The organism is uncultured Oscillibacter sp. (genome assembly GCF_900546705.1).
Taxonomy (GTDB): domain Bacteria; phylum Bacillota; class Clostridia; order Oscillospirales; family Oscillospiraceae; genus Oscillibacter.
The window spans coordinates 1-21,595 of the sequence record NZ_URDP01000032.1; the positions used below are offsets into that span (position 1 = coordinate 1).

Genomic DNA, 21,595 nt, shown 5'->3' on the forward strand with positions numbered 1-21,595 from the left:
TCGGCCGTGATCAGAAGCAAATCCTCCGGTCCCAGCTTCTTCACAAAGCCCGGCAGCCAGGCATCAAACTCCGTCAGCGCTCTAGCATAGCCGTCCACATCTCTCCGGTGACCGTAGAGCATGTCGAAATCCACCAGATTGACAAAGCACAGGCCGTGAAAATCCCGGTCGGCATAGGTCAGCGTTTGGGCCAGGCCATCGGTATTGCCTTGGGTGTAGACCTGCTCCGTCACCCCCCGATGGGCAAAAATATCGTAGATTTTACCCACGGCGATGGAATCCAGACCAGCCGCTTTCACCGCATCCAGGAGCGTCTTCCCCGGCGGCTCCAGAGAAAAGTCATGGCGGTTGGCCGTTCGGGTAAATCCGGTCTGGGCGTCTCCCACAAAGGGCCGGGCGATCACCCGGCCGACGCCGTGCTTCCCTTGCAGGATGGCCCGGGCCTTCCGGCAGGCGGCATACAGCTCCTCCAGGGGAATCCATTGCTCATGGGCTGCAATTTGAAATACGGAGTCTGCAGAGGTATACACGATCCATTTGCCGGTTTCCCGCTGCCGCTGGCCGTAATCCCGGATGACCTCGGTCCCGGAGTAGGGCCGGTTGCACAGAATTCCCCGACCCGTCGCGGCCTCAAACGCATCCAGCACCTCCCGAGGAAAGCCTTCGGGATAGGTCGGCAGGGGTTCCGGCGACACCAGGCCCGCAATTTCCCAATGGCCGATGGTGGTGTCCTTCCCCATGGAAGCCTCCGCCAACCGGGCCACTGCGCCGACAGGGCGCTCCACGCTCCCCAAGAAGGACAGCCCCTCTATATTTCCCAATCCCGCCTGAACCAGATTGGGGATGTGCAGCTCCTTCGAAGCCGCGCAGGAACGTAAGGTGTGGACCCCCACATCCCCAAACGCTTCGGAATCGGGCATCGCCCCTGCGCCGCAAGAATCCAATACAATTAAGAAAATCCGCTTCATACAGCTTTCACCTCCGATGTCTCCGTTCCGGGATGCAAATCCCCCGGTTGCTCAGCGCTCCGACTTCACGGCGACTTCCAGGGCTACCTTCATCATGTCCGTAAACGCGTTCTGGCGCTCCTGGGCCGTGGTTTCCTCCCCTGTGAGGATGTGATCGGAGACCGTGCAGATACAAAGGGCCCCCTTGCCGTACCGGGCCGCGTTCATATACAGGGCGGCCGCCTCCATCTCCACGGCCAGGATTCCCATTTTCTTCCAGCCGTAGTTGGCATCCAATCCGTTGGGAACTCCTTCGTGGTCTCCGTAGAAGGCGTCGGAAGACAAGACGTTGCCCACATGATACCGGCATCCCAGCTCCCGGGCCGCTTCTACCGCTTTGGTGAGCAGGTCAAATGAGCCGATGGGCGCGAAGGTGCCCGACAGGTGAAACTGGGCCGCCCAGTTGGAATCGGTGCAGGCGCCCTGTCCCAGGACCAGATCGTAAAGCCGGACATGCTCCTGCAGCGCACCGGCGGAGCCCACCCGCAGGATGTTCTCCACACCGAACACATTATAAAGCTCATGGGAGTAGATGCCGATGGAGGGCATGCCCATGCCGGAGGCCATGACGGACACCGGCGTGCCCTGATAGGTGCCGGTGTAGCCCTGGATGCCCCGGACGTTGTTCACCAGCACGGGGTGCTCCAGAAACGTCTCGGCGATGAACTTGGCCCGCAGGGGATCGCCGGGCATGAGGACGGTTTTTGCGAACGCGCCGGAGGCGGCTTCATTGTGCGGTGTTCCCATATCGTTTAACCCTCCATGGCCTTGACGGCCTTGACGATGCGGCTGGTGCCAAGCCGGGAGGCGCCCAGGGCGATGAAGTCCTCGGCGTCCTTCAAATCGGCGATGCCGCCGGCGGCCTTGATCTTCACGTTGGGGCCCACGTGCTTTGCAAAGAGGGCCACGTCCGCCCGGGTGGCGCCGCCGGTGCCGAAACCGGTGGAGGTCTTGATATAGTCGGCGCCGGAGGCGGTGACGATCTCACACATCTTGATCTTCTCCTCGTCGGTGAGGAAGCAGCACTCGATGATGACCTTCAAAAGCTTTCCGCCGCAGGCCTCCTTCACTTCCCGGATCTCGGCGAGCAGGTCATCCCACTTTTGGTCCTTGACCCAGCCCAGGTTGATGACCATGTCCACCTCGCTGGCGCCGTTTTTCACGGCGTCGGCGGCCATGAAGCACTTGGCTGCGGTGGTGTCGTAGCCGTTGGGGAAGCCGATGACCGTGCAGATGGGGAGCTTGCCCGCCACGTACTCCGCCGCCTGGGCCACATAACTTGCAGGAATGCACACGCTGGCACAGCCGTACTTCATCCCGTCGTCGCAGACTGCGCGGATCTCCTCCCAGGTGGCTGTCTGACCAAGGAGCGTATGGTCGCACTTGCTGAGGATCTCTTTCACATCCATTGCAATTTCTCCTTTATTGTTTGATACCGCACCATGCGGGTAATGTCTGAAAACAGTATACCAGTTTTCCCGGGGGCTGTCCAGCGCCCGCGCCCTTGCCAGCACCCGCCCCAGGTGCTACAATGGGGATACTTTTTACAACGGAGGAACCACCATGAAGCGCACCCTGATTTCCTTATTCTGTATCTTCACCCTGGTACTGGGCTGCGTACCTGCGGCCGGTGCCCTGGAGGGCGAGTCCCTTCGCGCGGCGGACACTCTGGCCACGTTGGATCTGGTGCAGGGGACGGCCGACGGCGGCTACGCCCTGGACGATCCCGCCACCCGGGCCCAGGCGGCCGTGCTGCTGGTACGCCTGGCAGGCGCCCAGGCCGACGCCGCTGCCGACCCCTGGTTTGCCGGCTTCCGGGACGTGCCCGGCTGGGCCGCCGACGCCGTGGACTACGCCGCCCACCAGGGCTGGGTCAAGGGCGTGAGCCAGACGTCGTTCAACGCAGACGGCAACATTGACGCGGGAGACTGGTACGCCTCCTTGCTGCGGATGCTGGGCTACGAGGAGGACACGGACTTCACCCTGGCCGACGCTGCGTCTTTTGCCTGGCGGGTGGGTCTTGCCACCCGGGCCTATGACGGCCCCATGAGCCGGGGGGAGCTGTTCTTGTCCATCCGTGACGCCCTGACCTTTTCCTACAGGGACGGCAGCGAGACGGTGGTGGAGCGGCTCATCCGGCTGGGGCTGACCACCCGCTCCGCCGCCAATGCCCTGGGTCTGCTGGACACCACCCTCTCGGCCCGGCAGCTGGCCGACCGGAGCCTCTCGTCCATATTCAAGCTGGTGACCTACAACAGCCAGGAGAGCGTGGACAACAGTGATCCGGACTTTGACGCCAGCGGGTTCTTTATCTCCGCCGACGGCGTGGCGGTCACCAATTACCACGTCATCCACGGCGCCATGGAGGCGGTGGCCGTCACCCGGGACGGCCAGCGGTTCCCCGTGGAGCGGGTGCTCTACTACGACAAAGGTATGGATGTGGCCGTGCTGAAGATCGCCACGCTCTCGGAAAGCCATGTCCGCGCCGTCTTCTCCGCCCTGACCCTGGCCCCCTCCGGCAGCGCCGACGTCCGCGCCGGCGACACGGTGTACGCCATCGGCTGCCCCCTGGCCCAGGGCTGGTCCGTCAGCAGCGGCGTGGTCAGCGACCCGACCCGGGGCGTGAGCGGCTACACGCTGCCGTGCATCCTCAACACCGCCGACTCCTCCGAGGGCAGCAGCGGCGGGGCGCTGTTCAACGAGTACGGCCAGGTGATCGGCATCACCACCGGCGCCTACCGGGACGGCAACGGCATGTATCTGTCCGTGCCCATTGACTCCGTCCTTGCGGCGGACCTGACCGGCGAGGGCCAGACGCTCCGTCAGGTCCGGGCCGCCATGTACGTGGAGCCCGCGGAGACGCCGTGAATGTACATAAAAAAAGGAGCCTTCCCCAGGGGGAAGGCTCCTTTTTTCAGTGAGTCAGAATGTACTGCTCCAGCTCCTCTGCCGTGGTCACCACCGCCACGGCGCCCGCCTGGGCCAGCTCGCCGGGGGCCGCGTAGCCGAAAAACTCCACGCCCACGCAGTCCAGCCCATTTTCCCGGGCGCCCAGCACGTCGAACTTCCGGTCGCCCACCATGAGCACCCGGGGCTTGTCGGCCTCCGTCAGACCCAGGCGGCGCAGCGTCTCCCGGATCACGTCTGCCTTTTCCCAGTCCCCCACCGGCGGGCTGCCGGTGATAGTCTCCATGGACGGGGCAAAGCCGAACTTCTCACAAATGGGCACGCACATCTCCTCCGGCTTGGAGGACGCCACCGCCAGCACATAGCCCCGCTCCTTCAGCCGGCGGCACAGCTCTGCCATGCCCGGTGCCGCAGCGTTTTCAAATTTGCCGATGGGGGCGTAGCGCTCCCGGAACAGCCGGATTCCCTCCATGGCCTGCTCCGCCGTGAAGCCGCAAAAGCGCATGTAGGAGTCCTGCAGGGGCGGTCCGATGAACTTGAGCAGCGTCTCCTCCGGCGGGACCGGCTGGCCCATTTTCCCGAAGGCATACCGCAGACAGTTGAGGATGCCCTCCTTGGAATCGGTCAGCGTGCCGTCCAGATCGAACAAAATATAGTGGTACATACCATCTCTCCTTTTTTGCTGGGGAGATTTTATCATCATTTTTCCGGCGGTGCAAGGGCCTTGTCCCGTTTTGCCCCGGCAGAGCGGAAATGCGCCGCCGCGGGCGCCCCCTTTCCCCCAGAGACTATGCAGCCGGGCTATCGCATCGGCAGGGAAAATGTGGTAAATTCAATCCTGTGAACCCCTTTGGCGCAGGACTCGGCGTCCGGGCTTCCGCGTTTGGGCGCAGCATATTCGGCCTTGGATGGGAGGCGTGTCTATGCGGGATGTATCTTGTTTGCTGGTTTTGCTGCTTGCGGCGGCGCTGACTGCGGGCATCTTTCTGTGGGGCCGTCTCCGGCGGAGACGGCTGGACCGGGCTGCCCGGCGGCAGTTTTTCTACCGGGCCTGCCGGAAGCACGCCATCGCAGTCAGCGGCGATTTGGCTCAGGAGGAAAAATGCCGGCTGGCCGTCCGTCTGGCACGGGAGTGCGGCCTCTCCCGTACCGATCCGGAGGCGCTGGGCCGTATCCTGGACGCAGAAAAATCCGCCTATGAGGCCCGCAGGCGAGCCGCACGCTGAAACGCGCCGCATCCGATGGGTGACCGCTGGGCGTGCGTTGCAGGGAGCCCGCCCATTTCAAGGTTTTGCCTCCGGCAAAACCCTTGGAGACGAGGCCCCCCCGGCAAAAAAATCCCCGGTCCTTTCGGACCGGGGATTTTATCACCTAATTGGCTCCGGATTAGCCGAAGTAACGCTTCAGCAGGCCGGCGAAAGCCTTGCCGTGACGGTCGCACCCCATGGGACCAGTCCCATGGGGACCCCGCATTGAACTCAAATGGCCGGGCAAAGCCCGCCCATTTCAAGGTTTTGCCTCCGGCAAAACCCTTGGAGACGAGGCCCGTCCCGGCAAAAAAATCCCCGGTCCTTTCGGACCGGGGATTTTATCACCTGATTGGCTCCGGATTAGCCGAAGTAACGCTTCAGCAGACCGGCGAAAGCCTTGCCGTGACGGGCCTCGTCGCGAGCCATCTCGTGAACGGTGTCGTGGATGGCGTCCAGGTTCAGGGCCTTGGCCTGCTTGGCCAGCTCGAACTTGCCGGCGGTGGCGCCGTTCTCGGCCTCAACCCGCATCTCCAGGTTCTTCTTGGTGGAGTCGGTCACGACCTCGCCCAGCAGCTCGGCGAACTTGGCAGCGTGCTCAGCCTCTTCATAGGCGGCCTTCTCCCAGTACAGGCCGATCTCGGGATAGCCCTCACGATGGGCAACGCGAGCCATAGCCAGGTACATGCCGACCTCGGAGCACTCGCCGGCGAAGTTGGCGCGCAGACCCTCCAGAATCTCCTCGGGAGCGCCCTGGGCAACACCCACCACGTGCTCGGCAGCCCAGCTCATCTCGCCCTTCTGCTCAACGAACTTGGAGGCGGGAACACCGCACTGGGGGCACTTCTCGGGGGGATTCTCGCCCTCGAACACATAGCCGCAAACCTGGCAAACCCACTTCTTCATAGTAAGATCCTCCTTATAGTTTAAAAATCGTCTGATCCTGATTTGTTTCACTTGGGATGGTCTGAGTATAACAGTATATTCTAATGTTTTGAAGTTGCTTTTGCAACATTCAAAAAACTTTTCAAAAACTTCATCATTCCATGCTTTTGGCACATCCGTAAAAATAGAGAGGCTTGCGCCTCTCTATTTTTATTGTGCAAAAGCGGGCCGGTTACTCCTTCTCCGCCAGAGTCTTTGCCTCCGCGATGGCCTTTTCCTGGGCTGCGGGCGGGCACTGCGCCGGGCCGAAATCCGCTCCGTTCCGCTTCCCTCTCCGGAAAGCTCCACGACGCTCCTTTGTCCCGGCTTTTTCCCACCGCGGACTGCGTCCGCGCCGGGAGCCCTGGTCGGACTGCCCGTGCAGAACCGGATTACTCCTTCTCCGCCAGGGCCTTTGCCTCCGCGATGGCCTTTTCCTGGGCTGCGGGCGGGCAGTCCTCGTAGCGGACGAAGTGGAAGGTGAAGCTGCCGCGGCTCTGGGTCATGGACCGCAGGTCGATGGCATAGCTGCCCATCTCGGCCATGGGCACCTCGGCGGTAATCACCTGGCCGCCGTCGCCGGTGGGGTCCATCCCCATGACACGGCCACGGCGCTTGTTGAGATCGCCGATGACGTCGCCCATGTAGCTGTCGGGCACGGTGACCTTCAGCTCGCCCACAGGCTCCAGCAGCACGGGATTGGCCTCGGGCAGGGCGGCCTTGTAGGCCAGCTGCGCGGCGGTCTTGAATGCGATTTCAGAGGAGTCCACGGGGTGATAGGAGCCGTCATAGAGCACGGCCTTCAGGTTCACCACGGGATAGCCCGCCAGCGGGCCGTGGGCGCAGGCCTCCCGCAGGCCCTTCTCCACTGCCGGGAAGAAGTTCTTGGGCACGGAGCCACCGAAGACTTCCTCGGCAAAGACCATCTCCTCGGAGTCGGGATTGGGCTCGAAGCGGATCCACACGTCGCCGAACTGGCCGGAGCCGCCGGTCTGCTTCTTGTGGCGGCCCTGCTTCTGGACCACCTTGCGGATCTTCTCACGGTAGGGCACGCGGACGGGAGCCAGCTCGGCGTCCACGTTGAAGCGGCTCTTGAGCTTGCTGATGAGCACGTCCACCTGCATGTCGCCGGCGCCGGAGAGCACCATCTGGTGGGTCTCGGGGTTGTTGGTGACGGTGAAGGTGGGATCTTCCTCGTTCAGACGGGCAAGGCCCTGGGCAATCTTGTCCTCCTGGCCCCGGGTCTTGGGCACGATGGCCACGGAGTAGCAGGGCTCGGCGAAGGGAATGTTCTTGAGGGCCACCACCTTACGGGCATCGCACAACGTATCGCCGGTCTTGACCTTGTCCATCTTGGCGATGGCGCCGATGTCGCCGCAGGAGAGCTCCTTGACCTCGGTGGCCTTCTTGCCCCGCATGACATACAGGCGGCCCAGCTTCTCGCTGGCGCCGGTGCGGGCATTGACCATAGCCATATCCGGCGTGATGGAGCCGGAGAGCACCTTCACGAAGGAGTACTTGCCGTACTGGTCGGACACGGTCTTGAACACGAACGCGGTGGGCACGCCGCCGGGAGAGACCACGAACTCCTCGGTCTCGCCGTCGGCACGGGTGGCCTTGTGATAGTTGCCCTCCATGGGGTTGGGCAGCAGATCCACGATGTTGTCCATGAGCATGAGGGAGCCCATGCAGTTGACGGCGGAGCCGCACAGCACGGGGAACAGGCTCAGCTCCCGGACACCCTGGCGCAGGCCCTGGATCATCTCAGCGTAGGTGAAGTCCTCGCCGCCGAAGAACTTGTCCATGAACTCCTCGCTGGTCTCGGCCACGGACTCCTTGAGGGCGTCGTTGAACTCGGTGATGACGTCGGCCTTGTCCTCGGGCACGTCGATCTCCACCCGCTTGAGGTCCTGCATCTCATAGGCCCGCTTGTTGAGCACGTCGATCAGGCCGGTGACATGCTTGTCCTCGTCCCAGATGGGCACCACCAGGGGGGCGATCTTCTTGCCGAAGCGCTCCCGGAGGGCCTCGAAGGTGGCGTTGTAGTCACTGTTGTCCTCATCGGTCTTGGAGATGTAGACGAAGCGGGGCATGTTGCGCTCTTCGCAGTATTTCCACGCCTTCTCCAGGCCCACGGACACGCCGTCCTTGGCGGAGCAGACGATGATGGCGGCGTCGGCGGCCCGCAGGGCCTCCATCACCTCGCCGGCAAAGTCGAATGCGCCCGGGGTATCCAGCACATTGATGCGGCAGCCCTTGTATTCCAGCGGCGCCACGGCGGTGGAAAGGGAAATCTGACGCTTGATCTCCTCGGCGTCGTAATCGCAAACGGTATTTCCGTCAGAGACACGGCCCATGCGATCGATGGCGCCGGTAATATACAGCAGGCTCTCCGCCAGGGCGGTCTTGCCGTTTCCGCTGTGACCCAGCAGACAGACGTTGCGGATGTTTTGTACAGAATAGCTCATGATCTTTCCACTCCTTATGATAGTGCTGTGGCAGGGGCCCGGCCGGACCGGGCCATGACCGGGCTCCGATGACGTATGCCAGATCGCCTAATGTAGAAATTATACAACGTCCGGCCGGGCAATACAACTAAAATTTTGGCAGGTTACCCATTTTGGGCAGGAAGGAGAAAAAGAACGCAAAAATTTGTCGCCGCAGGAAAAAAAGAAAGCGCCGCGGAGCGTTGACTCCGCGGCGCGAAACCGGTGCGTCTCAATAGCGTCCCACCCGGTCGGACATGACCAGCACCGGCAGCACCCACAGCAGCAAAAACGCCACCAGGGACAGCGGCGTGAGCAGCCGGTACTCCCCCAGGGACGTCATGTAAAAGGCCAGCAGCGTGCCCACGGCGCTGCCCAGCAGGGAAAGCCCCGTGCCCCGGCGGGCGGCGGTGCACATGCGGCGGCTGCCCACCACGGCCTCGGCGTAGGGCAGCAGGCCCTCCCGGAACAGCAGCGCCCGGGGCACGCCCCGGTCCTGCTCGGCCTCGCTGAGGGCCACCCGGCTGCTCAGGTCCGGGTACTCCACCTTCACCTTCTTGTAGAACTTCCGGTGCAGCAGCGCCGGGGTGATGTTGGGGTCCCGGGCGGCCAGAATGGGCACCATATGGCTGCGGCGGATCATCCGCAGGGCGAAGTCCACGTTCTCCGAGGCGTTGTACTTGACGGCGAACACCGCCGCCAGCTGCCGGTCCACCGCCAGAAACACGCCGGTTTTCAGGTTGATGTTCCCCGGCAGGCGCACCTCCATCTTGCGCATGAAGGAGGCGGTGCCCATAAGCACGGACTCGCCCCGGATGGTGGCGGAGTAGCCGCCCTCCTCGTAAAAGCTGAAGTCGCAGGCCTCCTCCCGGCGGCCGCCCTCGCTGCGGGCAAGGTCGCCAAACAGCCGCTCCAGACCGCAGCCGGCGCAGCGGGCCATGGCGGCGGCGTAGCCGTACACCTTGGGCAGCTCCTCGCCGTAGGTCTTAACGCCGTTGAGCTGCATGGTGCCCGGCGGGAACAGGTCCGTGTCCGTGACGATGAGGCCCCGGCGGGCGCTGATCTTCTCGGCACCCTGCCATCCGGCCACGGCGCAGCCGGCCTTCTGCAGATGGCGGCCCAGGCGGGAAAAGGGCAGGCTCCAGCTCAGGGGCAGGGCGAAGGTGGCCCCGGCGGCCAAGATGGCCGACCAGTTCAAAAGGAAGTCGGCGCCCCGGCCCTGGCCCAGGGAGCTCAGTCCCGCGAACACCAGCGAGCCCACCGCCACAATGGGCAGCAGCGCCGTCTGCCACAGGGTGGGCATATCGTCGCACTTGAACGTATTGTAAAACCCCTCCACGGCGCCGGTCTGCTTGCAGGCGCCCTTGTCCGTCTCCGTGACGAGATAGGGCGGCTCGTCGTCCAATGCCGCCGTGCGCAGCGTCTCGTACTCCCCCTGGCTGCGGCGGCTGAGTCCCCACTGGGCAAAGGCCAGCGCCGTGCAGGTGACGGCGGCGTACGGCGTCACGGCAGTGCGCTCCGGCGACACCACCGCCGCAATGCAGTCCCCCGCCGACACCAGGGCCGACAGGGCAATGAGTACCTCTGCCGTGCAGCGGCGGCGGCGCAGCAGATGCACGGCCCGGGAAAAGACGGAGCGGCACAGCAGCGCCGAGAGGATCAGGCATCCCAGCAGCGCGGCGGCCCGGTTGGCCACGCCGTCGGACCACCAGGGGATCACCACGCCGTAGGCCTCGGCGGCCAGGGTCAAAACCGGCACCAGCGCCATGGCGAAGGCCGCCGGCACCGTGCTCCGGCGGACCCGCCAGGCCCGGCGGCACTCCTCCGCCGCGTCCGGCAGCTCCGGCTCCGGTTCCGGGGGCTCCTCCTCTTCCTCCGGCTCCGGCGGCGGCGCCAGCCGTTCCGTTTCCTCCAGCTTCCGCCGGGAGAAAAGGCCCAGCCTGGGCCGCAGCAGCGGCTCCCGCCGCTCCTCCTCCATCACTGCGTCCACGGTACTGCCCACCACTTCCTCCAGGGAAATGGGATGGGGCGAGCGGGGCAGGGCCTCCTCCAGAGGCACCTCCTCTTTCTCCGGCTCCGGCGCTTCATGCGTCTGGGGCTCCTGGGGGGCGGAGGCGGCGCGGCGGAAGGGCAGGTGCCGTTCCCCGTGGCCGCGGCGGGCCCGGCGGGGCTGGGGCTCCTCCTCCGGTTTCTCCGTGCTTTCCGGCTCCGCCGGCGCTTTTTCCGGTGCTTCCTCCGGCGCCGGGCCGGACTCCTCCGCAGGCGGTGCCTGAGGTGCCTGTTCCGGCTCCGCCGTCTCCCGGGAGACGGTTTCCTCCACGTCCCGCAGGATCTTCTGCTCCCGGCTGGTGCCGTACTCGGCCAGAATCTCCTCCAGGGAGAACTCGCCGTCCGGGGGCACGTCGGTTCCGTCCGTCAGCGGATCATATGGGGTTTTCTCATCCTGTGGGCTCATGGGTATTCCTCTTCAAACTTTTGTAGAAATGGATTTTTACGCCAGGCGCTGGCGCACCGCCTCATAGAGCAAAATGGCAGCGGCGGCCGAGGCGTTGAGCGAGTCCAGCTTCCCGCTCATGGGGATGCTCACCAAAAAGTCGCAGTTCTCAGCGGCCAGGCGGGTCATGCCGTCGCCCTCACTGCCGATGACGATGGCCGCGGGGCCCTTGAGGTCCGCCTCATAGAGGCTGGTGGTGCCGCCGGCCGCCGTGCCGAACACCCACACGCCCTGCTTTTTCAGGTCTTTGAGCAGCGCCGGAATGTTGGGCACCCGGGCCACGGGCATATGGGCCACGGCGCCGGCGGACGTCTTGGCCACCACGGCGGTAAGGCCCGCGCTGCGGCGCTTGGGGATGATGACCCCGTGGGCGCCGGCGCAGCAGGCGGTGCGGATGATGGCGCCCAGGTTGTGGGGGTCGGAGATCTCGTCGCACACCACCAGCAGCGGGTTCTCCCCCTTTTCCGCGGCGGCGGAGAGCATACTTTCCACGCTCACGTACTCCCGCACGGCAGCCAGGGCAATGACGCCCTGATGGGCGTGGGTGCGGCTCATGGCGTCCAGCTTGCGCTTGTCCGCCTCCACCACCACCACGCCGGCGGCCCGGGCCTTGGAGGCGATGTGGCCCAGGGTCTTGTCCGTCTCGCCCTTCTGGAGATAGATCTTGTCGATGGTACTGCCGGCCCGCAGCGCCTCGATGACGGCGTTGCGGCCTTCGATGATGCCGTCCGCCTCGGCGGTCAGGCTGTCTTTTCTCTGTTCGTCCATACAGTCTCCCTCAACGAAAAAATTTCGACATTCGTGTTGTAGTATACCATAGAAGCCGGGCACAATAAAGCTTAATTTACAGAAACTTCATCAAAAAGCCCTCCCTTGTTCTTGTGAGTTTCCAAGTTCTGTGGTATACTGCGTTATAATTTTGAAGGCCTGCCAACCCTGAAAGGAGTTCGCATACATGAATCCAAACGACAACAAAAACAACCACAGCGGCGGGAAGGGAAGCGGCAACTGGCGGGGGATTTTATCCCTGGTGTGCTGGGCGCTGCTTTTGACCATCGTCATCAATTCCGCCACCGCGTACCTGGGCAGCGCCGGGCACCAGGCCTCCTCCGTGACGCTGGAGTACAGCCAGTTTACGGACATGGTCGCCGCCGGAGACGTGGAGTACGTGGAGTTCAGCAACAGTGAGAACATCCTGCTCATCACCCCCAAAGAGGGCTACGTGTACACCGACGACCAGGGCATCCAGTACACCCGCACGAAAGACGGCTACACCTTTACTGACCCCGTGGGACAGCAGCAGGTTACAAACCTGAGCTTTTTTACCGTGCAGATCCAGTCCAACGACGAAGTGGTCAAGCTGCTCGACCAGTACGGCGTCCAGTTTGACAAGCCCTACCAGGCCCAGCTCAACCCGCTGGTCAGTGCCTTCATCGAGCTGGTGCTGCCCTTCGTGGTCTTGATGCTCATGTTCTCCCTGGTCATGCGCTGGATGGCCAAAAAGGGCGGCATGGGCGGCATGGGGGGCCTTGGCGGCGTGGGCAAGGCCAACGCCAAGGTCTACATGGAAAAGTCCACCGGCGTCACCTTCCGGGATGTGGCCGGCCAGGACGAGGCCAAGGAGTCCCTCACGGAGATCATTGATTTTCTCCATAACCCCCAGAAGTACACGGAGATCGGCGCGAAGCTCCCCAAGGGCGCGCTGCTGGTAGGCCCTCCGGGTACCGGCAAGACCTTACTTGCCAAGGCCGTGGCCGGCGAGGCAAACGTCCCCTTCTTCTCCATCTCCGGCTCCGACTTTGTGGAGATGTTCGTGGGCGTGGGCGCAAGCCGCGTCCGTGACCTTTTCAAGGAGGCCAGCAAGGTGGCCCCCTGCATCGTCTTCATCGACGAGATCGACACCATCGGCAAGTCCCGGGACAACCGCATGGGCGGCAACGACGAGCGGGAACAGACCCTCAACCAGCTGCTGGCGGAGATGGACGGCTTCGACCCCACCAAGGGCATCATCCTGCTGGCGGCCACCAACCGTCCCGAGGTGCTGGACCAGGCGCTGCTGCGGCCCGGCCGCTTCGACCGGCGCATCATCATCGACCGGCCCAATCTGGCGGGGCGTCTTGCCACGCTCCAGGTCCACACCCGCAACATCCGTCTGGCCGAGGACGTGAACCTCAAGAAGGTTGCCCTGGCCACCGCCGGCTGCGTGGGCGCCGACCTTGCCAACCTGGTCAACGAGGCGGCCCTGCGGGCCGTGCGCAAGGGCCGCAAGCTGGTGACCCAGGAGGACCTGCTGGCCGCCTTCGAGCTGGTCATCGCCGGCACGGAGAAAAAGGGCAGCGTCCTGACGGAGTTTGAAAAGAAGCTGGTGGCCTACCACGAGGTGGGCCATGCCATGGTGGCCTACAAGCAGAAAAACACCGAGCCGGTGCAGAAGATCACCATCGTCCCCCACACCCAGGGCTCTCTGGGCTACACGCTGCTCATGCCCGAAGAGGACAAGACGGAGCTGCGCACCCGGGACGAGCTCATGGCCAAGATCACCGTGTCCATGGGCGGCCGTGCCGCCGAGGAGGTGGTCATGAACACCATGACCAACGGCGCCTCCCAGGACATTCAGGACGCCACCAACGTGGCCCGCAACATGGTGGCCATGTTCGGCATGAGCGACGAGTTCGGCATGATGGCCCTGGCCTCCCGCCGCAACCAGTACCTGGACGGCGGCTACGGCATGGACTGCGCCCAGGACACCGCCGCCCGGATGGACCAGGCCGTCAAGGAGATCCTGGACCAGTGCTACAAGTCCGCCGTGGAGGTCATCCGGGAGAACCGGGCCGACATGGACAAGGTGGTGGCCTACCTGATGGAAAAGGAGACCATCACCGGCGCGGAGATGGTGGCCATCATCGAGGGCCGGGACCCGGCCACCGTGGAGGACGCCTATGCCTCCACCCGGTCCTCCCAGCAGGGCTTCCGTCCCTCCGCCCCCGAGGTCATCGAGCCCGCCGCCAAGAAGGTGCACATGATCTCCAAGAAGATCGAGGCGCCGGAGGAATCCGCCCCGACATCGGAGAACGCCGGGGAGGGTCCCGCCGTCCCGGAGGAGCAGTCCGCCGGGAAGGAAGAGCCGGCCAAAGCGGAGGAGTCCCCCAGGCCGGAGGAATCCGCCAAGTCCCAGGAGCCTGACGGCGGTCAGACTCCGCCCCAGCCGTAACGGAAAACCGCAAAACGGCACGCCTGACGGCGTGCCGTTTTTTGCAAGAAGAAAGGAGCACGCTTATGATTCGTCCCGCAACCCAACAAGATCTTGCCCAGGTGGGCGCCATCTACGACGCCGTTTTGGACAAAGAGGCCGCCACCGGCGTGGTGTACACCAACTGGCGCAAGGGGGCCTACCCCACATTGGACACCGCCCGTACCGTCCTGGCCGCCGGCACCCTCTACGTGGGCGAGGAGGACGGATGCCTGTGGGGCGTGGTGAACCTCAACGGCGAGCAGCTGCCGGAGTACGATGCCATTCCCTGGTCCATCCCGGCAAAGCGGGAGCAGGTGGGCGTCATCCACACCCTGTGCATCCACCCCGACGCAGCCGGACAGGGCCGCGCCCGGGAGATGATCGCCTTCTGCGAGGCCACCGCCCGCTCCCAGGGCAAGACCGTCATCCGGCTGGACACCTGGGAGGGAAACGTCCCCGCCAACCACCTCTACCCCACCCTGGGGTATCACTTTGCCGGGGCCACGGAATTTTTCTTCCAGGGCTACATCCACGAAATATTGAACTGCTACGAAAAGGCGCTGGTGTAAAATCCTTGCGCTCCAAGGCGTTCCGGGCGCTGCTAACCGTGGGTTGACACCATTCCACCCCGCGGTTGGTGGCGCTTTCCGCCTTTGGGGCGCTATACTTTCCCCAGGAAAGGAGGTCTGCCCATGACCATCGGCCAGCGCATTGCCCTAAAACGAAAAGAGCTGTCCCTCAGCCAGGAGGCCCTGGGTCAGGCGGTGGGCGTGTCCCGCCAGTCCATCTACAAGTGGGAGTCCGACGCCGCGGTGCCGGAGATCGACAAGCTCATTGCCTTAAGCCGCCTGTTCGGCGTGTCCGTGGGGTGGCTGCTGGGGGTGGAGGAACCGCCGGAAGCGGACGGCACGGATGAGGCAGCGCCCCCGCCCTCTGCACCGGAGGAGCTGACGCAGGCCCAGCTGAAGATGGTGGAGGAGATCGTGGAGCGCTACACCGCCGCCCTGCCGGGGCCGCCGAAGTCTCCCTGGGGGAAGTGGGACGTTCGTCTCCTCTTCGCCGCCTGCGGCATCATCCTGGCCATTGTATTCGGTGTCAGCAGCAAGGTAAACCGGCTGGATACCCGGTATGACAGCCTGCAAAACAACATCTCCCGGCTGGAGTCCAGCATGGACAGCCAGATCGGCTCCATCTCCTCCCAGGTGGAGGATATCCTCAAGGCCCAGAACAGTCTGGTGGCGGACTATGGGGCCGCCATAGACTCCGCCGACCTTGCCCAAAACCAGGTGACCTTTTCCGTCCGGGCGGTGCCCAAGACCTACACGGAGGGCATGGCCGTGGAGTTCACCGCCGACACCGGCAGCGGGGTCCTCGCCCGGGCGGCGGGCAGCCGGGACGAGAGCGGCGCCTTCTCTGCCTCTCTCCCCTGCCCCCTGACGGACGACATCACCGTCTCCGCCGTGCTCATCAATCCCGACGGCACCCGCTCCACCCAGCTTTTGGAGCACTTTGACAGCCTGTACAGTGCCTCCCTGCCCGCAGTCCAGGTGTACGGCGGGGAGCGGCTTTTGTGGCTGGAGCCGGACGCAAACGGGCAGATCACCCTCCCGGAGATCACGCTTTGGGTGCAGACGGACAATCTGGGCACAGGTGCCAGGGACTACATTGGGCAAAGTGAAATCGGAAGCGTAGAGCTGGGATTGTTCCTCAACCGCTCCCTCCTTGTCTGGCTGGAGCCCTGCGACGCCCCGGAGGACGAGACGGACGAGGGGGCCCGGTACTTCCGCCTGGGCGAGGGGACCACCCTCACCATGGCGGAGGAGACGGATGAGCTGGTCTTTGCCGCCGTGGTGACGGACCAGTACGGCCGCCGGGCGGTGTACAGCGACATTCCCTTCGTCCTCTCGGGCGGGGAGCTAAGCTGGGTTTCCGTGTCGGATACCTCCGACCACGACGTGGCAAACTGGACCTTCTGAGGGCAAAAAAAGAGCGTCCCCCTATGGGGACGCTCTTTTTTTACTGATTATTGGCGGAAAACACATCGGCCACCTCGCTGATGGCGATGTAGGCGCCCGGGTCGATCTCGTGGACCAGGTCCTTCATCTTCGTCACCTGGAAGCGGTTGACGATGAAGTACACCATGGTCTTGGGGGCGTTGGAGTAGCCGCCCCGGGCCTCCATGCGGGTCACACCGCACTCAAAGGCCTCGGAGAGTTCCCGGCAGATGGCGTCGGGCTCCACGGTGATAATCATGGCGCACTTGGCCCGGTCCAGACCGTCGACGATGAAGTCCACGGTCTTGAGGGCTGCCGCATAGGTGACGATGGAGTAAAGGGGCAGAATCCAGTTTTCCAGCACGATGCCGCAGATGATATACAGCAGGATGTTGTAGATCATCACGAAGGTGCCCACGCTCACCCCCAGCCGCTTGGCAAAGATCACCGCCATGACCTCAATGCCGTCCATGGCACCGCCGAAGCGGATGGCCATGCCGCTGCCGATACCGGAGATGACGCCGCCGAACAGGGCGCACAGCAGCAGGTCCGTCCCCGCCAGAGGCGAGGCAAAGCGCACATCCACCGGCAGCACGTCGGTGATGAGCCAGGCGGCCAGGGAGTAGATGCACACGGCGTAGATGGCGTAGAGGGTGAAGAGCAGGCCCTGCTTTTTCAGGCCGTACAAAAACAGCGGCACGTTCAAAACCAGCAGGAAAACGGACAGCGTCAGCCACTCCGGCGTCACCTGGGCCAAAAGCATGGACGTGCCGGAGATGCCGCTGTCGTAGAGCTTCACCGGGGCGAGAAAAATCGTCACGCCCACAGCGTTGATGATGCCTGCCGCCGTCAGGGCGGCCAGATTGGTCAGACGGAACTTTTTCAGCTGAGACATAGCCACCTCTTTCCCATAGGGCCGGCGGGCTCAGGAGAGCTCCGCCTGGCCGGTGTACAGTTGATAGTAACGGCCCTTCTGGGCAATCAGGTCGTCGTGGTCGCCCCGCTCGATGATGACGCCCTGCTCCAGCACCATGATGGCCTTGGCATTGCGGACGGTGGACAGGCGATGGGCGATGACGAACACGGTGCGGCCGGCCATGAGCCGGTCCATGCCCTTTTCGATGATCTTCTCCGTGCGGGTGTCGATGGAGCTGGTGGCCTCATCGAGAATGAGCACCGGCGGGTTGGCACAGGCGGCCCGGGCGATGTTCAGCAGCTGACGCTCGCCCTGGGAGAGGTTGCCGCCGTCGCCGGAGAGGACGGTGTCGTACCCGTGGGGCAGGTGCCGGATGAAGGTATCGGCGCCGGCCAGCCGGGCGGCCGCCTCCACCTCCTCGTCCGTGGCGTCCAGACGGCCGTAGCGGATGTTGTCGGCCACGGTGCCGGTGAACAGGTGCGTATCCTGGAGCACCACGCCCAGGGAGCGGCGCAGGGAGTCCTTTTCAATGTCCCGCACGTCGATGCCGTCGTAGGTGATGGTGCCGGACTGGATCTCGTAGAAGCGGTTGATGAGGCTGGTGATGGTGGTCTTGCCGGCGCCGGTGGAGCCCACGAAGGCGATCTTCTGGCCCGGCTTTGCGTACAGCGAGATATCGTGGAGGATGGTCTTGCGGGGATCGTAGCCGAACACCACATGGTCAAACCGCACGTCGCCCCGCAGAGGCACCAGGGTGCCGTCGGGCTTTTTCCACGCCCACTCGCCGGTGTCGTAGCCGGCCTCCTGCAGCGCGCCGTCCTTCCCCTCGGTGACCCGCACCAGCCGGACCTTGCCCTCGTCCACCTCGGGCTCCGTCTCCATGACCTCAAAGACCCGCTCGGCGCCGGCCACGGCGGCCAGGATGGTGTTGACCTGCTGGGAGATCTGGGTGATGGGCTGGCTCACCTGCCGGGTGTACTGCAAAAACGCACCCAGGTCGCCCAGGCGGAACGAGCCGCCGCTGATGGCCAGCATGGCGCCCACGCAGCAGGTGATGGCGTAGTTGATATAGCTCAGGTTGCCCATGGCAGGCATCATGGCGCCGGCGTAGGCCTGGGCCCGGGTAGCCGCCTGGCGGTAATCCTCGTTGAGTCCGGCAAAGCCCGCCTTGGCCGCCTCCTCGTGGTTGAAGACCTTGATGACCTTCTGGCCCTCGATCATCTCCTCGATATAGCCGTTGACGGCGCCGATGGCCGCCTGCTGGCTGGCAAAGTACCGGCGGGAGCGGCCGCCGATCACCTTCACCACCGACAGCATCACCGCCAGCATGGCAAAGGTGATGAGCGTCAGCAGCGGGCTCAGGACGATCATCATGGCGATGGTGCCTACAAAGTTGAGCGTACAGGAGATGAGGCTGCCGAAGCTGTTGTTCAGGGCCTCGGACACCGTCTCGATATCGTTGGTGTAGCGGCTCATGAGCTCGCCGTGGGTGTGGGTGTCGAAGTACTTGAGGGGCAGGGACTGCATCCGGTCGAACAGGTCGCTGCGGATCTTGGCCACCGTGTTCTGGGACACATGCACCATGATCCGGGCATAGCCGAAGGAGCAGGCCGCGCCCACTACGTACACGCAGCCCATGAACGCCAGCATTTTGGCAAGGCCCGGAAAGTCGCCGGGCAGGATATAGTCGTTGATGAGGGGCTTGATGAGGTAGGACCCGCCCACGGTGCACGCGGAGCTGACGACCAGCAGCACCGCCACCAGGCACAGCGCCGCCTTGTAGCGGCCCAGGTAGCGCATGAGCTTTGCCAGCGTGCCTTTGAGGTCCTTGGGTTTTTGATAGCCATGACGGCCGGGACCGCCGCCGGGCCCATGTCCCGCTCCGCCGGGACGCTGCACGGAAACCGGTTTGTTCTCAGCCACCGATGCTCACTCCTTCCTGCTGTGCCGTATAGACCTCGCGGTAGATGTCGCTGGTCTTCATCAGTTCTTCATGGGTGCCCTGGGCCACCACCCGGCCCCCGTCCATGACCAGGATCAGATCCGCCTGGCAGATGGAGGTCACCCGCTGGGCAATGATGATCTTGGTGGTGTCCTTCAGCTCCGTGGCAAAGGCCTGGCGGATCTTGGCGTCCGTGGCGGTGTCCACCGCGCTGGTGGAGTCGTCCAGGATCAGTACCCGGGGCTGCTTCAAAATGGCCCGGGCGATGCACAGCCGCTGCTTCTGGCCGCCGGAGACATTGACGCCGCCCTGGCCCAGGTCGGTGTCCAGCCCGTCGGGCATGCGCTCGAGGAACTCATCGGCGCAGGCGCTGCGGCAGGCGTCCCAGAGCTGTTCCTCCGTGGCATTGGGATTGCCCCACAGGAGGTTTTCCCGGATGGTGCCGGAGAAGAGGGTGTTCTTCTGGAGCACCACGCTCACCGCGTCCCGCAGATGCTCCATGGTGTAGTCCTTTACGGGCCGTCCGCCCACCCGCACCGTGCCCTCCGTGGCCTCGTAGAGCCGGGGGATCAGGGACACCAGCGTGGTCTTGGCGCTGCCGGTGCCGCCCAGGATGCCCACGGTCTGGCCGGAGCGGATGTGCAGGTTCACGTCCCGGAGAATCCACTCGGGGCTGGCGGAGTCGTACTTGAAGGACACGTGGTCAAAGTCGATGCTGCCGTCCCGGACGGTGGCGGGGACCAGCTTGCCGTTCTCGTCCTGCTCCGTGACCGCGGCGTCATTGGTGATGGCGGGCACCTCCCGCAGCACCTCCACGATTCGCTTGGCGCAGGCCACGGACCGGGTCATCATCATGAAGATCATGGACACCATCATCAGTGAGATCATGATCTGGGTGATATAGGTGAAGTAGGTCAAAAGCTTGCCGGCCTCCAGGGTGCCGGCGTAGACCATCTGGCCGCCGAACCACATGACGGCAATGATGGTGCCGTAGATGATGAGCATCATCACGGGCATGTTGATGACCACCATGCCGAAGGCCTTCTGGGACGTAGCGCGCAGGTCGTTGTTGCGCCGGGCGAACTTCTCCCGCTCGTAGTCCTCCTGGACGAAGGACTTCACCACCCGGATGCCGGTCAGGTTCTCCTGTACCACCAGGTTCAGCGCGTCGGTCTTTTCCTGGAGGGAGCGGAACAGGGGGCTGGCCTTGGTGAGGATCAGCGCCACCACCACGATCAAAAGGGGCAGCGCCACCAAAAACACGTTGCTGAGCCGGTAGCTGATGCGGATGGACAAAAACAGCGCCGCCACCAGCATCACCGGGGCCCGCACCAGAAGGCGCATGCCCATCATCAGCGTCATCTGCATGTTGTTGACGTCGTTGGTCAGACGGGTCACCAGGGAGGCCGTGGAGAACTTCTCGATGTTGGAGAAGGCGAACTCCTGGATGTGCTCGTACTGGGCGGCGCGCAGGTTGGCGCCGAAGCCCTGGCCGGCGATGGCGGAGCAGGCGGCGCCGCCCAGGCCGAAGCACAGCGACACCATGGCCATAACCACCATCAAAATGCCCTTTTGGGTCACGTAGGCCTGGTCGGCGTTGGCGATGCCCACGTCCACAATGTCGCTCATCACCAGGGGGATGAGCAGCTCAAAGATGGCCTCCATGGCGCTGCATGCAACGCCCAGGGCGATCCATCGGCTGTATGGCCGCAGGTGCGGCCAGAGTGTCTTTCTCATGTGATCGGGTCCTCCTCCAGATTATGAATGATGCGCCCCAGCAGGGAGCGGAACGTCTCCACCTCCTCGGGACTGATCCCCCGGAGCATGCGCTCCTCCGCCGCCTGAAAGCTCTTGCGGAACAGGGCCTGCTGCTCCTTGCCCTTTTCGGTGAGGGTGATGAAGCGGCGGCGGGCATCGGTTCCGCTGACGCTGCGCTTCACCATGCCCTTTTCCTCCAGACGGTCCAGGATGCCGTTGGCCGTGGAGGGCTTCACCTTCAAAAAGGCGGTCAGCTGGCACTGGGGCGCCTGGCCCCCGTGGTGAAACAGATACACCAGTACGTGGGTCTGCGTGGGCGTCACGTCGTATTGGCTCAGCCGCGCCTCCAGCCTGCTGCGGGCCAGGTGGACCGCATAGCCCATCTGGGGCGCCAGCGCATTGATCTGCTGCATGACATACCTCCCGTTTCATTTAGCCAGCTAAATATTAGCACGCTAAATGCTACCATGGAACCAGGGAAAAATCAATGTCTATATTGCCAATATTTTTGAACAGTTTATGAATGAAATTCCGGGAAAACGCATGGGTTGTAAACAAATTGTGAAGCTTGGCGGAATCGGGTTGACTTTCCGCCCCGTGCTGGGTATCATGAACTCAACAAGCAGGAACGCTTGTAAACCAGGCAACATTTTCCCTCTCCTTTCTCTATATCATACAGGAAAGCGGG

The 21,595-nt window shown here is 63.7% G+C and carries 18 protein-coding genes; 6 read left to right on the top strand and 12 right to left on the bottom strand.

What is annotated here, in order from left to right; translation table 11 throughout:
* The 3 genes from QZS13_RS07485 to deoC all read right to left on the bottom strand — a co-directional run.
* Positions 1 to 920 (bottom strand): phosphopentomutase (locus QZS13_RS07485; RefSeq protein ID WP_295587505.1); only part of this gene is annotated, 920 nt, incomplete at its 3' end.
* Between the two features lie 99 nt (positions 921 to 1,019).
* On the bottom strand, positions 1,020 to 1,754 hold the full coding sequence (gene deoD / locus QZS13_RS07490; protein ID WP_295587507.1) for a purine-nucleoside phosphorylase: 735 nt from the start codon (positions 1,752 to 1,754) through the stop codon (positions 1,020 to 1,022).
* A 5-nt stretch (positions 1,755 to 1,759) separates the two neighbouring features.
* Positions 1,760 to 2,416 carry a deoxyribose-phosphate aldolase gene (gene deoC / locus QZS13_RS07495; protein WP_295587510.1) on the bottom strand — a complete coding sequence of 219 codons (657 nt, stop codon included), beginning with the start codon at positions 2,414 to 2,416 and terminating at the stop codon, positions 1,760 to 1,762.
* Positions 2,417 to 2,570: 154 nt separating this feature from the next.
* Here deoC and QZS13_RS07500 point away from each other — a divergent pair, with 154 nt between their 5' ends.
* Positions 2,571 to 3,875, top strand: a complete 1,305-nt coding sequence (locus QZS13_RS07500) for a S1C family serine protease (RefSeq protein ID WP_295587512.1) — start codon at positions 2,571 to 2,573, stop codon at positions 3,873 to 3,875.
* A 46-nt stretch (positions 3,876 to 3,921) separates the two neighbouring features.
* Here QZS13_RS07500 and QZS13_RS07505 read toward each other — a convergent pair whose 3' ends face one another.
* Positions 3,922 to 4,578: an HAD hydrolase-like protein gene (locus QZS13_RS07505; RefSeq protein ID WP_295587514.1), complete on the bottom strand. Its 657-nt coding sequence runs from the start codon at positions 4,576 to 4,578 to the stop codon at positions 3,922 to 3,924.
* A gap of 259 nt (positions 4,579 to 4,837) precedes the next feature.
* On the opposite strand from QZS13_RS07505, the gene QZS13_RS07510 reads away from it, so the two are divergent.
* A complete protein-coding gene (locus tag QZS13_RS07510; RefSeq protein WP_295587516.1) occupies positions 4,838 to 5,140 on the top strand; it encodes a hypothetical protein in 303 nt (100 codons plus the stop codon).
* A gap of 384 nt (positions 5,141 to 5,524) precedes the next feature.
* On the opposite strand, the gene QZS13_RS07515 is transcribed toward QZS13_RS07510, so the two are convergent.
* The 4 genes from QZS13_RS07515 to rlmB all read right to left on the bottom strand — a co-directional run bounded on the left by QZS13_RS07515 (position 5,525) and on the right by rlmB (position 11,833).
* Positions 5,525 to 6,067 (bottom strand): NADH peroxidase, encoded by a 543-nt coding sequence (locus QZS13_RS07515; protein ID WP_295587518.1) that lies wholly within the window; start codon positions 6,065 to 6,067, stop codon positions 5,525 to 5,527.
* A 410-nt stretch (positions 6,068 to 6,477) separates the two neighbouring features.
* Positions 6,478 to 8,553: an elongation factor G gene (locus QZS13_RS07520; protein WP_295587520.1), complete on the bottom strand. Its 2,076-nt coding sequence runs from the start codon at positions 8,551 to 8,553 to the stop codon at positions 6,478 to 6,480.
* Positions 8,554 to 8,803: 250 nt separating this feature from the next.
* Positions 8,804 to 11,026: a hypothetical protein gene (locus QZS13_RS07525; RefSeq protein ID WP_295587522.1), complete on the bottom strand. Its 2,223-nt coding sequence runs from the start codon at positions 11,024 to 11,026 to the stop codon at positions 8,804 to 8,806.
* Between the two features lie 36 nt (positions 11,027 to 11,062).
* A complete protein-coding gene (gene rlmB / locus QZS13_RS07530) occupies positions 11,063 to 11,833 on the bottom strand; it encodes a 23S rRNA (guanosine(2251)-2'-O)-methyltransferase RlmB (protein WP_295587524.1) in 771 nt (256 codons plus the stop codon).
* 187 nt (positions 11,834 to 12,020) lie between these two features.
* Here rlmB and ftsH point away from each other — a divergent pair, with 187 nt between their 5' ends.
* The 3 genes from ftsH (at position 12,021) to QZS13_RS07545 (ending at position 16,273) form a co-directional block, all read left to right on the top strand.
* Positions 12,021 to 14,276: an ATP-dependent zinc metalloprotease FtsH gene (ftsH, locus tag QZS13_RS07535; RefSeq protein ID WP_295587526.1), complete on the top strand. Its 2,256-nt coding sequence runs from the start codon at positions 12,021 to 12,023 to the stop codon at positions 14,274 to 14,276.
* 65 nt (positions 14,277 to 14,341) lie between these two features.
* A complete protein-coding gene (locus QZS13_RS07540) occupies positions 14,342 to 14,866 on the top strand; it encodes a GNAT family N-acetyltransferase (protein WP_295587528.1) in 525 nt (174 codons plus the stop codon).
* Positions 14,867 to 14,989: 123 nt separating this feature from the next.
* A complete protein-coding gene (locus QZS13_RS07545) occupies positions 14,990 to 16,273 on the top strand; it encodes a helix-turn-helix transcriptional regulator (protein ID WP_295587530.1) in 1,284 nt (427 codons plus the stop codon).
* A 40-nt stretch (positions 16,274 to 16,313) separates the two neighbouring features.
* On the opposite strand, the gene QZS13_RS07550 is transcribed toward QZS13_RS07545, so the two are convergent.
* From QZS13_RS07550 to QZS13_RS07565, 4 genes are read right to left on the bottom strand one after another with little or no spacing between them, the layout of a single operon-like run.
* Positions 16,314 to 17,186, bottom strand: coding sequence for a YitT family protein (locus tag QZS13_RS07550; RefSeq protein WP_295587532.1), 873 nt, complete (start codon positions 17,184 to 17,186; stop codon positions 16,314 to 16,316).
* Positions 17,187 to 17,216: 30 nt separating this feature from the next.
* A complete protein-coding gene (locus QZS13_RS07555) occupies positions 17,217 to 19,130 on the bottom strand; it encodes an ABC transporter ATP-binding protein (RefSeq protein ID WP_295587534.1) in 1,914 nt (637 codons plus the stop codon).
* A complete protein-coding gene (locus tag QZS13_RS07560; RefSeq protein WP_295587536.1) occupies positions 19,123 to 20,886 on the bottom strand; it encodes an ABC transporter ATP-binding protein in 1,764 nt (587 codons plus the stop codon). Before QZS13_RS07560 ends, QZS13_RS07555 begins: the two co-directional genes overlap by 8 nt.
* Positions 20,883 to 21,320 carry a MarR family winged helix-turn-helix transcriptional regulator gene (locus QZS13_RS07565; RefSeq protein WP_295587538.1) on the bottom strand — a complete coding sequence of 146 codons (438 nt, stop codon included), beginning with the start codon at positions 21,318 to 21,320 and terminating at the stop codon, positions 20,883 to 20,885. Before QZS13_RS07565 ends, QZS13_RS07560 begins: the two co-directional genes overlap by 4 nt.
* 46 nt (positions 21,321 to 21,366) lie before the next feature.
* Between QZS13_RS07565 and QZS13_RS07570 the strand changes: the two genes are divergently transcribed.
* The coding region (locus QZS13_RS07570) for a hypothetical protein (protein WP_295587540.1) at positions 21,367 to 21,595 on the top strand (229 nt) is incomplete at its 3' end.

Coding starts and splice junctions, on each gene's coding strand:
- deoD (WP_295587507.1), bottom strand. CDS start 1,754: ATGGGAACACCGCACAATGAAGCCGCCTCCGGCGCGTTCGCAAAAACC.
- deoC (WP_295587510.1), bottom strand. CDS start 2,416: ATGGATGTGAAAGAGATCCTCAGCAAGTGCGACCATACGCTCCTTGGT.
- QZS13_RS07500 (WP_295587512.1), top strand. CDS start 2,571: ATGAAGCGCACCCTGATTTCCTTATTCTGTATCTTCACCCTGGTACTG.
- QZS13_RS07505 (WP_295587514.1), bottom strand. CDS start 4,578: ATGTACCACTATATTTTGTTCGATCTGGACGGCACGCTGACCGATTCC.
- QZS13_RS07510 (WP_295587516.1), top strand. CDS start 4,838: ATGCGGGATGTATCTTGTTTGCTGGTTTTGCTGCTTGCGGCGGCGCTG.
- QZS13_RS07515 (WP_295587518.1), bottom strand. CDS start 6,067: ATGAAGAAGTGGGTTTGCCAGGTTTGCGGCTATGTGTTCGAGGGCGAG.
- QZS13_RS07520 (WP_295587520.1), bottom strand. CDS start 8,553: ATGAGCTATTCTGTACAAAACATCCGCAACGTCTGTCTGCTGGGTCAC.
- QZS13_RS07525 (WP_295587522.1), bottom strand. CDS start 11,026: ATGAGCCCACAGGATGAGAAAACCCCATATGATCCGCTGACGGACGGA.
- rlmB (WP_295587524.1), bottom strand. CDS start 11,833: ATGGACGAACAGAGAAAAGACAGCCTGACCGCCGAGGCGGACGGCATC.
- ftsH (WP_295587526.1), top strand. CDS start 12,021: ATGAATCCAAACGACAACAAAAACAACCACAGCGGCGGGAAGGGAAGC.
- QZS13_RS07540 (WP_295587528.1), top strand. CDS start 14,342: ATGATTCGTCCCGCAACCCAACAAGATCTTGCCCAGGTGGGCGCCATC.
- QZS13_RS07545 (WP_295587530.1), top strand. CDS start 14,990: ATGACCATCGGCCAGCGCATTGCCCTAAAACGAAAAGAGCTGTCCCTC.
- QZS13_RS07550 (WP_295587532.1), bottom strand. CDS start 17,186: ATGTCTCAGCTGAAAAAGTTCCGTCTGACCAATCTGGCCGCCCTGACG.
- QZS13_RS07560 (WP_295587536.1), bottom strand. CDS start 20,886: ATGAGAAAGACACTCTGGCCGCACCTGCGGCCATACAGCCGATGGATC.
- QZS13_RS07565 (WP_295587538.1), bottom strand. CDS start 21,320: ATGCAGCAGATCAATGCGCTGGCGCCCCAGATGGGCTATGCGGTCCAC.